General features: G+C 73.2%; 12 protein-coding genes. 1 reads left to right on the forward strand and 11 read right to left on the reverse strand.

The window, feature by feature from the left end; all coding sequences use genetic code 11:
• Positions 1-149: 149 nt before the first annotated feature.
• The 9 genes from lepB (ACIA8Q_RS29440) to proS form a co-directional block, all read right to left on the reverse strand.
• The gene (gene lepB / locus ACIA8Q_RS29440) at positions 150-1,124 is read right to left on the reverse strand and encodes a signal peptidase I (protein ID WP_396317960.1); all 975 of its coding nucleotides are present in this window, start codon (positions 1,122-1,124) and stop codon (positions 150-152) included.
• Positions 1,125-1,131: 7 nt separating this feature from the next.
• Positions 1,132-2,178 (reverse strand): signal peptidase I, encoded by a 1,047-nt coding sequence (lepB, locus tag ACIA8Q_RS29445; protein ID WP_396317961.1) that lies wholly within the window; start codon positions 2,176-2,178, stop codon positions 1,132-1,134.
• A 77-nt stretch (positions 2,179-2,255) separates the two neighbouring features.
• Entirely contained in the window at positions 2,256-2,606 is a 351-nt protein-coding gene (gene rplS / locus ACIA8Q_RS29450; RefSeq protein WP_030306736.1) for a 50S ribosomal protein L19, read from the reverse strand.
• Positions 2,607-2,760: 154 nt separating this feature from the next.
• Positions 2,761-3,579, reverse strand: coding sequence for a tRNA (guanosine(37)-N1)-methyltransferase TrmD (gene trmD, locus ACIA8Q_RS29455; RefSeq protein ID WP_360217705.1), 819 nt, complete (start codon positions 3,577-3,579; stop codon positions 2,761-2,763).
• Between the two features lie 104 nt (positions 3,580-3,683).
• Positions 3,684-4,256: a ribosome maturation factor RimM gene (gene rimM / locus ACIA8Q_RS29460; RefSeq protein WP_396317962.1), complete on the reverse strand. Its 573-nt coding sequence runs from the start codon at positions 4,254-4,256 to the stop codon at positions 3,684-3,686.
• A 259-nt stretch (positions 4,257-4,515) separates the two neighbouring features.
• Positions 4,516-4,755, reverse strand: coding sequence for an RNA-binding protein (locus ACIA8Q_RS29465; RefSeq protein WP_030056773.1), 240 nt, complete (start codon positions 4,753-4,755; stop codon positions 4,516-4,518).
• Between the two features lie 2 nt (positions 4,756-4,757).
• The gene (gene rpsP, locus ACIA8Q_RS29470; RefSeq protein ID WP_360217684.1) at positions 4,758-5,186 is read right to left on the reverse strand and encodes a 30S ribosomal protein S16; all 429 of its coding nucleotides are present in this window, start codon (positions 5,184-5,186) and stop codon (positions 4,758-4,760) included.
• A 390-nt stretch (positions 5,187-5,576) separates the two neighbouring features.
• Complete coding sequence (locus tag ACIA8Q_RS29475; protein WP_359822362.1) at positions 5,577-6,155, reverse strand: hypothetical protein; 579 nt, start codon at positions 6,153-6,155, stop codon at positions 5,577-5,579.
• Between the two features lie 398 nt (positions 6,156-6,553).
• A complete protein-coding gene (proS, locus tag ACIA8Q_RS29480; RefSeq protein WP_360217687.1) occupies positions 6,554-7,966 on the reverse strand; it encodes a proline--tRNA ligase in 1,413 nt (470 codons plus the stop codon).
• A 352-nt stretch (positions 7,967-8,318) separates the two neighbouring features.
• Between proS and ACIA8Q_RS29485 the strand changes: the two genes are divergently transcribed.
• On the forward strand, positions 8,319-9,143 hold the full coding sequence (locus tag ACIA8Q_RS29485; RefSeq protein ID WP_387906116.1) for a class I SAM-dependent methyltransferase: 825 nt from the start codon (positions 8,319-8,321) through the stop codon (positions 9,141-9,143).
• A 251-nt stretch (positions 9,144-9,394) separates the two neighbouring features.
• On the opposite strand, the gene ftsH is transcribed toward ACIA8Q_RS29485, so the two are convergent.
• Complete coding sequence (gene ftsH / locus ACIA8Q_RS29490) at positions 9,395-11,332, reverse strand: ATP-dependent zinc metalloprotease FtsH (RefSeq protein WP_396317963.1); 1,938 nt, start codon at positions 11,330-11,332, stop codon at positions 9,395-9,397.
• 86 nt (positions 11,333-11,418) lie between these two features.
• Complete coding sequence (locus tag ACIA8Q_RS29495; protein WP_360217696.1) at positions 11,419-11,961, reverse strand: GNAT family protein; 543 nt, start codon at positions 11,959-11,961, stop codon at positions 11,419-11,421.
• Positions 11,962-11,998: the final 37 nt, after the last annotated feature.

The following is an 11,998-nucleotide window of genomic DNA, read 5'->3' on the forward strand; positions in this document are numbered from 1 at the left end:
GGCCGCCCACCCGGGGCTCCCGTGACTCCGGCACGGCCCCGGCGCACGACCGGGGCCGATCCCCGGCCGCACCTGCACTTCTCTATCACTCCAAGGCATCCGGCTCGCGGTCCCACGCGCGCGGCCCGGCGACCGACGGCCGACCCGGCTCACTTCGGTGGCCGGCCGGGCCGACGAACGGCGATCGGAAGGATGCCCAACACACCCATAACGAGCGGAGGTTCCATCGGAACCGGCCCAACAGCCACCGATTCCGGCGCAGTTCCGTCCTCCCGCGGAGCCCGTGCCAGGGAGGAGAGTGAACCTGGGGCGTCGAGTTGATGGAAGCGGTCCAGCGGCCAGGCGATCGCGAACGCCCGGCCGACCACACCGCTCAGCGGGATGGTGCCCTGCCCCGGATTCCCCATGTGGAAGCGGGAGTCGGCGGACACGTCCCGGTGGTCGCCCATGACCCAGAGCCGGCCCTGCGGGACCTTCACCTTGAACGGCCGCTGGGACGGCGGGTTGCCCGGGGCGAGGTAGGAGGACTCGTCCACCGGCGTGCCGTTGACGCTCAGCCGGCCCTGCGCGTCGCAGCACTCCACGGTGTCCCCGCCGACGCCGATCACCCGCTTGATCAGGTCCTGCTCGCTGTCGGACGGCAGCAGCCCGACGAAGGTGAGGACGTCCTTGGCCGCCCCCAGCACCGGACCGTCGTCGGACGGCTTGTGGTCGCTCTCCAGCCAGCCGCCCGGATCCTTGAACACCACCACGTCGCCGCGCTGCGGCTCGCTGCCGAACCAGGGGGTCAGTTTGTCCACCAGCACCCGGTCCCCGACCTGGATGGTCTGCTCCATCGAGCCCGAGGGGATCACGAACACCTGGATCAGGAAGGTCTTCAGCACCAGCGCGACCAGCAGCGCCACCACGATGATCAGGGGGAACTCGCGCAGCAGTGAGCGCCGGCGGCGCCGGGCCGCCTTCCGGGCACTGCGGCGGCGCTCGGCCCGGCCGCGCGGCGGCCGGTCCGCGCCGGAACCGGCCGAATCGGCCCCGCCCGGCGCCCCCCTCCTGGACCGCCGGCCCGCGGGCACGTCGCCGACGGCTCCCCCGCCGCCCGGCTCCGGAGCCGGGCGGTCGGCCACCCGGCCCCTACCTCTGGTCCCCATGACCGCCCGTCCCCGCAGTCGCGGCGAAGGCCGCGGGCCGGTCCAGGCTCGTCCAGCGGGAGAACGGGTAGACCACCCAGTCCGCCCGGCCGATCACCCGGCGCTCGGGCACGAAGCCGCCCCCGGGCTCACCGAGGTGGTCGCGGGAGTCGCGGGAGGCGCTGCGGTGGTCACCCATCACCCACAGCTTCCCGGCCGGCACGACCACGTCGAAGGCCACGCTCGACGGCTGGTCGCCCGGGGCGAGGTAGGAGGACTCGTCCACCGGCACGCCGTTGACGGTGATCCGCCCGCCGGGGCCGGTGCTGGTCACCCGGTCCCCGCCCACGCCGATCACCCGCTTGACGTAGACCGTGTTCCCGGCCGGGACCAGCCCGAGGTCGCGGCCGAGCGAGCGCAGCCCGTCCCAGACGTCGGCCGGTCCGGTCGGCTCCGGGAGGAAGGAGCCCGTCCCGTCGAACACCACGACGTCGCCCCGCCGGGGGTGGCCGCCGAACGCGTAGGCGAGCTGGTTGGCGATCAGCCGGTCGCCGGGGCGGAGGGTGTCCTCCATCGACCCGGACGGCACCGAGTACGGCCGGGCGACGAAGGCGTTCACCAGCAGCAGCGCCAGCAGGCAGATCCCCGCGAGCAGCAGCAGGTCCCGCGAGCGCGAGTGGCCTTCGTCCTCGCCCTCCGGCGCGCCCTCCGCATCGCCCTCAGAGGCGTCCTCGGAGACACCCTGGGACGCGTCGTCGAGCGCGCCCTCCGCATCGCCCTCGGGCCCGTGCGCCGCTGCCGCCGAGGTGGCGCCGCCCCGCGTCGCACGGTCCTGAGCCGCACCGCCCCGCGTCGCACGGTCCTGAGCCGCACCGCCCCGCGTCGCACGGTCCTGAGCCGCGCCCTCCGACGCCCGCCGGTCCACCGTCGGACCGTCCGGTACGGCACCGCCCGCCGCCTCCGCGGAAACGACCGCGGACCGCGACAGCAGGTCCGCACCGGTGGGTGCGGGACTGCCGTCGCGGTCCGCGGGTGGTTCGTGCGTGCTCATCGGGGGGTGAGCTTACCTTGCGGCAGCCCGGCCCCCCAGAGCGATCCGATCCCCCGGCGACGCCGGGGGCCGGTGGATCAGCGGTCGCGCTTCTCCTTGATCTTCGCGGCCTTGCCGCGGAGGTCACGCAGGTAGTACAGCTTGGCGCGGCGAACCGCACCGCGGGTCACGACCTCGATCTTCTCGACGACCGGGGTGTGCACCGGGAAGGTACGCTCCACGCCGACGTTGAAGCTGACCTTGCGAACGGTGAAGGTCTCACCGATGCCGGCGCCGTGGCGGCGGATGACGACGCCCTGGAAGACCTGGACACGGGAGCGGTTGCCCTCGATGACCCGGACGTGGACCTTCAGGGTGTCACCGGCGCGGAAGGCCGGGATGTCGCTACGCAGCGAGGCCGCGTCGACAGCAGCGAGCTTGTTGCTCATGTTGCTCTCCATCGCAGGCGCCACGGGCCGCCCACGGAAGTTCGTCACAATGGGGTGAGCTGCGGGCCGCATCGGCTGACGACGATCCCCCCGTGGCGGGGGCGCCGGTCCACGTGAGCCCTACGGGAGGGATCCAGCGACAGACAGCAGCGGCCTATTCTTCCACACCGGCGGCCGTGGACCGAAATCGGCCGAGCTCCTCGTCCCAGGCCAGACCGAGGATGCTCAGCGCCTCCCGGTCCTTCTTGTCGAAGGAGCCGTGGCGCCAGCGCTCGACCAGGTCGGGGCGGTTCGCGAGGGTGCGGGCGAAGGCCTGCTCCCGCCGCCAGCGGGCGATCCGGCCGTGGTTGCCGCTGAGCAGCACGTCCGGCACGGTGCGCCCGCGCCATTCGGCGGGCTTGGTGTAGACCGGGCCCTCCAGCAGGTCGGCCATCGCACCGGGCGCGAAGGAGTCGTCGCGGTGGGACTCCGCGTTGCCGAGCACGCCGGGGAGCAGCCGGGCGATCGCCTCGACCATCACCAGGACGGCGACCTCGCCGCCAGCCAGCACGTAGTCGCCGATGGAGGCCTCGACCACCGGCATCCGGGTGGCCGCCTCCTCGATCACCCGCCGGTCGATGCCCTCGTACCGGGCGGGGGTGAACGCCAGCCAGGGGCGGCCCGCCAGTTCCTGGGCCAGCTCCTGGGTGAACGGCCGGCCGCTCGGGGTGGGCACCACCAGGGTCGGAAGCAGGCCCTCGGGCCCGCCGGCGACCACGGCGTCCAGCGCCTCGCCCCACGGCTCGGGCTTCATCACCATGCCGGGGCCGCCGCCGTACGGGCTGTCGTCCACGGTCCGGTGCACGTCGTGGGTCCACTCGCGCAGGTCGTGGACGTGCACGTCCAGCTGGCCGCGGGCACGGGCCTTGCCGACCAGGGAGATGTTCAGCGGTTCCAGGTACTCGGGGAAGATCGAGACGACGTCGATCCGCATCCCGCTCTGCACCACGGACGCGGGCGCCCCGGAGGCCCGCTCGGCCACCGCAGCCGACTCGGTCGCCCCGGCCGGCGTACCGGGCTCGAGGCCCTCGAGCGAGGTCACTTCGCTCCCTCCGCACCCTCGTCCTCGGCGGCGGAGTCGTCCCGGTCGACCTCGGCCTGCTCGGGGTCGATCAGCCCGCCCGGCGGGGTGATCACGGCGCGCTGGTTCTCCAGGTCGATGGTCGGCACGATCTGGGTGACGAAGGGCACCAGCACCTCCGTCCCGTCGGGCTTCTTCACCGTAAGCAGGTCCTGGTAGGGCAGGTGGACGACCTCGGTCAGCTCACCGACCAGGGTGCCGTCGAGCAGCACCACGTCCAGGCCGATCAGCTGGTGGTCGTAGTACTCCTCCGGATCGTCCGGGCGCTCCTCCGGGTCGACCTCGGCGATGAGCACGGTGCCCCGCAGCGCCTCCGCCGCGTTGCGGTCCTTCACTCCGGCAAAGCGCAGCAGCAGCCGACCGCTGTGCACCTTGCCGGACTCGACGGTCAGCGGGCCCGCCGACGCGGGGTCGGTGAGCAGGACGGCACCGGGGCCGAGCCGGAGCTCCGGCTCGTCGGTGCGGACCTCGACACTGACGTCCCCCCTGATGCCGTGGGCGCGGCCGATCTTGCCGACGACGAGCTGCACGGTGATCGTTCTCCTGGAGTTCCTGAGCGGGACGGGATGCGGGAAGTGCGGGAGTGCCGGTGGCGCCGGGCCCCGGCACCTCTAGTGGTGCCGGCACTGCCGGTTGTGCCGGCACTGCCCGTGCTGCCGGCGCTGCGCGCGGCTGCCGGCACTGCGGGTCGGTGCCGGTCCTGCGACCGGCACGGGGAATGCGAAAGGCCGGCCGGGACGACGTGCGTCCCGACCGGCCTCACAAGCCCTGACTGCTGAACGAGCAGCGTCAGCGGATGTTGTCCACGTCGACCAGGTCGACCCGGACGTTGCGACCGCCGAGGGCGCCGACCACGGTGCGCAGAGCGCGCGCCGTGCGGCCGCCCCGGCCGATCACCTTGCCGAGGTCATCGGGGTGCACTCGCACCTCGATGGTGTTGCCCCGACGCAGGTTGCGCGAACGCACCTGCACCTCGTCGGGGTGCTCGACGATGCCCTTCACCAGGTGGTCGAGGGCGTCCTCGATCACGCTCAGGCCTCGGCGGCGGCGTCGGCCTCAGCCTCGACCTTGTCCGACTTCTTGGCCTTCGGGGTGATGGCGACACCGGTGGTGGCGTCCTCGAAGCCGGCGACGGCCTTCGCGAACAGGTGCGAGAAGTCCTGGACCTTCGGCTCCGCGACCTTGAGCGGCGCGGGGGCCGGCAGGCCCTTGTACTTCTGCCAGTCGCCGGTCAGCTTCAGGATGGCGAGCACGGGCTCGGTCGGCTGGGCGCCGACGGACAGCCAGTACTGGGCGCGGTCGCTGTCGACCTCGATCTTCGAGGGGTTGTAGGTCGGCTGGTAGATGCCGATCTCCTCGATGGCGCGACCGTCACGCTTGGTGCGCGAGTCGGCGACGACGATGCGGTAGTGCGGGGAGCGAATCTTGCCGAGACGCTTCAGCTTGATCTTGACTGCCACGGGAGTGGATTCTCCTGGTGTTGACGTGGGTGAGCGGCCTCGCCGTCGCGTGGGGTTGCGAGGTGGACCGTTCAAGGGACACGCCAGCCGTAGGAGAGAGGGGTCCTGACCCGGCTGCCGAGTACTCAGCTGTCCATTCTGCCATACCGGCGCGAACCGCCTTCACCCGGCCGCCCGGGGCGCTCCCCGCGGCCCCTCGGACCCGCTCGCGAGGCTCGACCGGGAGCCCCCGCTCCCGGTCAGCCCACACGCTCACCGATGTCCTGCTCGTTCCGGCCGGACCCGCTGCCCGCACAGCTGCCAGCCGGACTTCCCCGTCTTCCGATGTTCCGTTCCCGCGACCCCGTGACCCGTGGTCCCGGTGAACCGGCGAACCGGCAGAGCGAGTGGTTACGCGATCTTGAACGGTTGCTGGCACGCGCCGCAGACGATGGACGCCTGCGCGAGCACCGACGGCACGACCCGGACGTTGCGACCGCAGCCGCAGACCGCCTTGACCCGGACGCCGCCCCCGGAGGAGCCGTGCCGGGCCGCAGGGCCGCGGAAGGCGCGCGTGGCGCCGTCTCCGGCCACCGCCTCCTGGTGCGCGCCGAGGGCGCGGTCCAGGCGTTCGATGGTGTCCGCGTAGCGCTCCTGCGTCTCCTTGAGCATGGTCACCTGGGAGAAGCCGCTGCTGGCGTGCGGCTCGACCGGGTGGGCCAGACCGAGCTCGGAGGCGAGCATCAGGAAGCGCCGGTTGTGGTAGCGGCCGGCCCGCGAGGTGTCCCGGATGTCCCGGGCCGCGGCCAGACCGTGGGCAGCCTCGTGGAGGAGCCGCTCGAAACCGAGCCGCGTGCCACAGGCCGAGGAGGATTCGCCGATCAGGGCCTCGGGCGAGGCCAGGTCGGGGAGGTCCTGGTGGTAGGCCTGGATGTCACTCCAGGCGGCGGCCAGTTCGGCCGCGAGGACGAGGGGCTGTGTCGTGCTCACGCTAGACCAACGATGGAGTGCGAGCCGATGTTCCGCGTGTTCCCGTTCTCCGGGAATTCCCAGGGAACTCCCAGGAATGCATGGTCGCGCGCGAATTGCGCGTTCCGGATGCGGTGCAAGACCAACCCCCTGCCGGTTTCGGCCCCCCGCAGGTCGGTGGGCCTCGTGAATTCCGTCCGGGGGCGGGCTGTCGCACCCAGGACGTACGGCCCGTGGGCCCGTCGAGTTGACAGGGCCACGGGCCGTACACCGTACCGCTATTCCGTTAATACCGGCAGTTGACCGGCCAGTAGGGATGTCACCGGTTCGGCGACCCCGCGGAGAGTTACCGCATTCTTACCCATCCGCATTCCGGGCAAATGTCGCCGGGAACGGTCATTACCCGTCGGTAAGACGCATCAGTACGCGCGGGCGACGATCGCGATATTGCCGTCCTGGTCGTCCGCCTGCGGAACGGAGCCGTCGGCCGCGATGATGCAGCGCACCGAGACGCCCTGCTCGGCCAGCTTGGCCTCGCCCTCCGGACCGAGCTCGGCCCAGGAGATCCGGCCCCAGCCGGTGGCGGCGGCCTCGATGGCCTCGTCGATGGTCTTGACGTCCACCGTGCGGGCCTCGCGGCGCTCGCGGGACTGGCGCAGCAGCAGCGCCTGGTCCTCCTCCAGGACGCCCGGGAGCAGCGCGGCCAGGCCGTCGATGGAGACCGGCTCCTTGCCGCCCGGGATGCGGCGGGCCAGCATCGCGGTGCCGTTCTCCAGGTCGCGCGGGCCGACCTCGATGCGCAGCGGCACGCCCTTGAGCTCCCAGTCCACCGCACGGCGGCCGAACGGGGTGTCGGTGCGGTCGTCGACGACCACCCGGATGCCGGCGGCCTCCAGGGCGGCGCCGATCTCGCGCACCTTGGCGATGACCGCGTCGTCGCCCTTGATGGCGAGCACGACGGCCTGGACGGCGGCCAGGCGCGGCGGGACCCGCAGGCCGTTGTCGTCGCCGTGGGACATGATCAGGCCGCCGACCATGCGGGTCGAGACGCCCCAGGAGGTCTGCCAGACGTGCTCGCGCTCGGCGCCCTGCAGCTGGTACGTGGTGTTGAACGCCTTGGCGAAGTTCTGGCCCAGCTCGTGGCTGGTGCCCATCTGCAGCGCCTTGCCGTCGCCCATCATGCCCTCGAGGGTGAGGGTGTTGATGGCGCCGGCGAAGCGCTCCTTGGCGGTCTTGCGGCCGAGCACGACGTCGATGCCGAGCACGTTGGTCATGAAGTCGCCGTAGACCTGGGTGTGGATCATCGACGCGTACTCGCGGGCGTCCTCGTACGTGGCGTGGGCGGTGTGGCCCTCCTGCCAGAGGAACTCGGTGGTGCGCAGGAAGACGCGCGGGCGGAGCTCCCAACGGACCACGTTGGCCCACTGGTTGATCAGCAGGGGCAGGTCGCGGTGGCTCTGCACCCACTTGGAGAAGTACTCGTTGATGATCGTCTCGGAGGTCGGCCGGACGACGACCGGCTCCTCCAGCTGCTTGCCGCCGCCGTGGGTGACGACCGCGAGCTCGGGGGCGAAGCCCTCGACGTGCTCGGCTTCCTTGGTCAGGTAGGACTGCGGGATGAACATCGGGAAGTAGGCGTTCTGCGCGCCGGCCTTCTTGATCCGCGCGTCCATCTCCTGCTGCATCCGCTCCCACAGGCCGTAGCCGTACGGTCGGATGACCATGGTGCCGCGCACCGGACCGTTGTCGGCCAGCTCGGCCTTGTTGATGAGGTCCTGGTACCAGCGCGGGAAGTCTTCCGCCTGAGGGGTGAGAACGGGTGCCTTAGCCATGGCCCGAATGGTACGGGGAGCGGCCCCCTGACTTCGAATCGGTATCACACCCGTGGCCGCCGCCCGCACGGCTCGTACGCCTCCCGGGGCCGCCCCGGGCTCCGCGCCGCGGGGCGCCGCCGAAGGGCCGGTGGGCGGTCCGGAGGCGCCCCGGAGGACGCCCCGGGGCGCGGCCCGGTGCACGGCCCGGACCGTGCGGCGCCCCCGCCGGGAGCAGGGGGCGCACGACCGCGACACGCGCGCACCACCCTGCACCCCTCTGGACGCCGGGCCCGACCCGCTGTTCGCTGGAGTGGGGCGGGACTTTGGGGGAGCCGTAGCAGGACACCGAAGGACCGGATGGGAGGCCGCGATGGCTTCAGCTCGGACGACCGGCACGACCGAACGACCAACAGGCGCACGACCACACCGCGCGCAGCACGGGACCGCCCGGCCCGCGCGGGCGCGCGACTGGGCGGAGATCCAGGAACGCATGCTGGTACCGCTCTACGAGGCGGTCTACGACCGGCTGGAGGTCGGCCCGGCGTCCAGCGTGCTGGGACTGGGCTGCCGGTCCGGACTGGCCCTGCTGCTCGCGGCCGGGAGGGGCGCCCAGGTCTCCGGCCAGGAGCCGCGGGACGAGCTGCGCGAGCTGGCCCGCGGCCGCCGGCTGCGGGTGTGCGCGGGGGCCCGGCCGACCGCCGCCGTCCCCCGCTCGGCCCATTCCCTGGTGACCGTCTTCGAGCAGTTGCCCGGCTGTGCCGAGCCGCGCCCGGTGGTGGCCGAGGCCGCCCGGCTGACCCTCCCGGGCGGACACGTGGTGCTCGCCGCCTGGGGCCCGCCGGAGCGCTGCGCGAGCGCCCCGGTGCTGGACGTGGCGCGCCGGATGGCGGGCCGGACCACCGCCCGCGACCCGTTCGAGCTGAGCGCGCCCGGCGCGCTGGAGGACCTGCTGGCCCCGGCCGGCCTGCGCCCGGCCGGCAGCGGGCGGGTGAGCTGCCCGTTCGCCTACGCGGACCTGGACAGCGCGGTGCGCGGCCTGCTCTCCACGGGCCTGTTCGAGGCGGCCGAGGAGTTCTCCGGCGCCTCGCTGGTGGCCAAGGAGCTGGAGGAGGCGCTGCAGCCGTACCTGCGCGCCGACGGCTCGGTCCGGATGGAGAACGTCTTCCGCTACCTGATCGCCGAGCGCCCGCGCTGACGGGGAGGCGACGACGGGGACGCGACGGAAGGGACACCGCGGCGGGGACGCGACGACGGCCGGGAGGCGGCGGGAACGGCGCCGACCCCGCCGACGGACACCGGCAGGACCGCCGGGCCCGGCCGGAGCGGGCCGGACCGCCGGGACCCGCGGGACCACCGAGCCCGCCGGGACCGCCGGGACCGCCCGGACCGCCGAGCACCGAAACCGGGGGCGCCCGCCGCCATGGCGAGCGCCCCCGGCCGGCCGCCTCACGCCTGGTCGAGCGACTTCCCCCCGACGGGTTTGCGCGGCACCCCCGCCGCCCGGTACGCCGCCTCCTCGTCCAGCGTCTCCGCCTCCAGCAGCGCCGCCGCCAGCGCGTCCAGCCGGGACCGCTGCTCGGTCAGCAGCCGGACCGCCTCCTCGTAGCACTCGGCGACGATCCGCCGGGCCTCCTCGTCGACCGCGTCGAGGGTGGTCGGCGCGGCGGACAGCCCGTAGGCCCCCTGCGGATCGGCGGGCACCGCGGTCAGCCGTCCGACCCGTTCGCTCATCCCCCAGCGGCCGGCCATCCCCCGGGCGATGTTGGTGACCTGTTCCAGATCGCTCTCCGCACCGGTGGTGACCACCCCGTAGACCACCTGCTCGGCCGCCATCCCGCCGAGCGCACCGATGATCCGGCCGCGGAGGTAGGGCTCGGTGTACGAGTAGCGGTCGTCCTCCGGGGTGGAGAGGGTGACGCCGAGCGCCCGGCCCCGCGGCACGATGGTGATCTTGCGGACCGGGTCGGCGCCGGGCTGCAGCATGCCCAGCAGCGCGTGCCCGCTCTCGTGGTGGGCCGTCCGCTCGCGTTCCTCACGGGGCATCACCAGCGGCCGGACGGCGCCCAGCTGGACCTTCTCCAGGGCGTCCGAGAGGTCCCGCTCGCCGACCGTGTCCTGCTGGCGCCGGACGGCCAGCAGGGCGGCCTCGTTGACCAGGTTGGCGAGTTCGGCGCCGGTCATCCCGGGGGTGGCCCTGGCCAGCCGGCCGAGGTCGGCGTCGCCGGACAGCGGGACGGTCCGGGCGTGGATGCCCAGGATCGCGGCGCGGCCGTCCCGGTCCGGCGGGCTGACGGTGATCCGCCGGTCGAAGCGGCCGGGGCGCAGGAGCGCCGGGTCGAGCACGTCCGCCCGGTTGGTCGCGGCGATCACGATGACGCCCTCGGAGCCGGTGAAGCCGTCCATCTCGGTGAGGATCTGGTTGAGCGTCTGCTCGCGCTCGTCGTGCCCGCCCATGCCGCCGCCCGCGCCGCGTTGGCGCCCGATGGTGTCGATCTCGTCGATGAAGACGATCGCCGGGGCCACCTTGCGGGCCTCGGCGAACAGTTCGCGGACCCGGCTGGCGCCGACCCCGACGATCATCTCGATGAACTCGGAGGCGGAGGCGGAGAAGAACGGCACGTCCGCCTCGCTGGCGACGGCCCGGGCGAGGAGCGTCTTGCCGGTCCCGGGCGGGCCGCTGAGCAGGACGCCGCGCGGCATCTTGGCGCCGAGCCTGCGGTACCGGTCCGGGTTCTTCAGGAAGTCGACCACCTCGGTGAGTTCGGCCTCCACCTCGTCGATGCCGGCCACGTCGGCGAAGGTGGTGCGCCTGCCCTGCTCGGCGCTGACCGGCTTGGGCGGGGCCTTGCGGCCGAGCGCGCCGGCGCCGAGGCCGCCGCCCATCCGGCGGGCGACCAGCACCCAGATGAGGATCAGCAGCACCATCGGGGCGAGCGAGAGCAGCAGGTTGGCGAGGAAGCTGCGCTGCGGGACCACCGGGGAGGTCGCGGTGACCTCGACGCCCTGCTTCTGGAGGGTGGTCCACAGGTCGTCGTTGGCGAAGGAGGGCCGCTGGGTGGCGAACTCCGTGTAGTCGCCCTCGCCGCCGTCGGGTTTGGGCCGGGCGCTCTTGAGGGTGCCCTCGATCGCGTCGCCCTTGGAGTAGATCTTGGTGATGTTGCCCTTGTTCAGCTGGTCGTTGAACTCGGTGTAGGAGATCGTGGTGGCGCCGCCGTTGCCGAAGAAGGACAGCAGCAGGTCGGAGACCAGGAACACCACGAGCGCGGTGAGGACGAGGCCCGTCCAGCCGCCGGGCATCCGGCGGCGGGGTGGTGACGGGGGCGGTGCACCCTCGGACCGCCAGGGCTGGTCGGGGGTCTGGCGCGGCGGCACGGGTTCGGTCACCCGTCGGACGATACGGACCGCCGCTCGGGCGGGCCACGCGCAACGCCGCGCCGCGGACGCCCCCGGCCACCGCCCCCGGCGGCCGGCTACGCCCCGGTGCCCGGCCACTCCTCGGCGGTCAGCGCGAACCGCTCGTGGTCGCGCCACCCCCCGTTCAGGAACAGCATCCGCGGCGTGAAGCCCTCGTGCCGGAACCCCAGCCGCTCGGCCAGTGCGATCGAACGCGCGTTGCCCGGCTGCACGTTGATCTCCAGCCGGTGCAGCCCCAGCCCGCCGGCCGTCTGGGCGGCGAAGCAGCGGTCCAGGACCAGCCGCATGCCCTCGGTCATCCGCCCCGTCCCGGCGAACGGCAGGTACGAGTCGTAGCCCAGCGCGGCGTTGCAGAACCGGCCCATCACGATGTTGGCCACGTTGACCTTGCCGACCAGCCCGCCGCTCTCCCGGTCGACGACCAGGAAGGTGCGCAGGCCCGGCCCCTGGCGTTCCAGCAGCTCGGCCAGTCCGTCCGGCTCGACCGGGTTCCACCGCCCGATGTGGTCGGCGGAGCGCCGGACCGCCGCGGCGTACAGGTCCTTGTCCTCGCCCCGCGGGGCCCTGATCGTCACTCGCACGCCACCATCATCGGACATGCCGACGGCCCGCCGCCCGGGGTGTGCCGGGCGGCGG

The sequence above is a fragment of the Kitasatospora sp. NPDC051705 genome (assembly GCF_044453265.1).
Lineage (GTDB): Bacteria > Actinomycetota > Actinomycetes > Streptomycetales > Streptomycetaceae > Kitasatospora.

Coding starts and splice junctions, on each gene's coding strand:
- trmD (WP_360217705.1), bottom strand. CDS start 3,579: ATGCGGATCGACGTCGTCTCGATCTTCCCCGAGTACCTGGAACCGCTG.
- ACIA8Q_RS29495 (WP_360217696.1), bottom strand. CDS start 11,961: ATGTCCGATGATGGTGGCGTGCGAGTGACGATCAGGGCCCCGCGGGGC.
- rplS (WP_030306736.1), bottom strand. CDS start 2,606: ATGAGCAACAAGCTCGCTGCTGTCGACGCGGCCTCGCTGCGTAGCGAC.
- ACIA8Q_RS29485 (WP_387906116.1), top strand. CDS start 8,319: ATGGCTTCAGCTCGGACGACCGGCACGACCGAACGACCAACAGGCGCA.
- proS (WP_360217687.1), bottom strand. CDS start 7,966: ATGGCTAAGGCACCCGTTCTCACCCCTCAGGCGGAAGACTTCCCGCGC.
- lepB (WP_396317961.1), bottom strand. CDS start 2,178: ATGAGCACGCACGAACCACCCGCGGACCGCGACGGCAGTCCCGCACCC.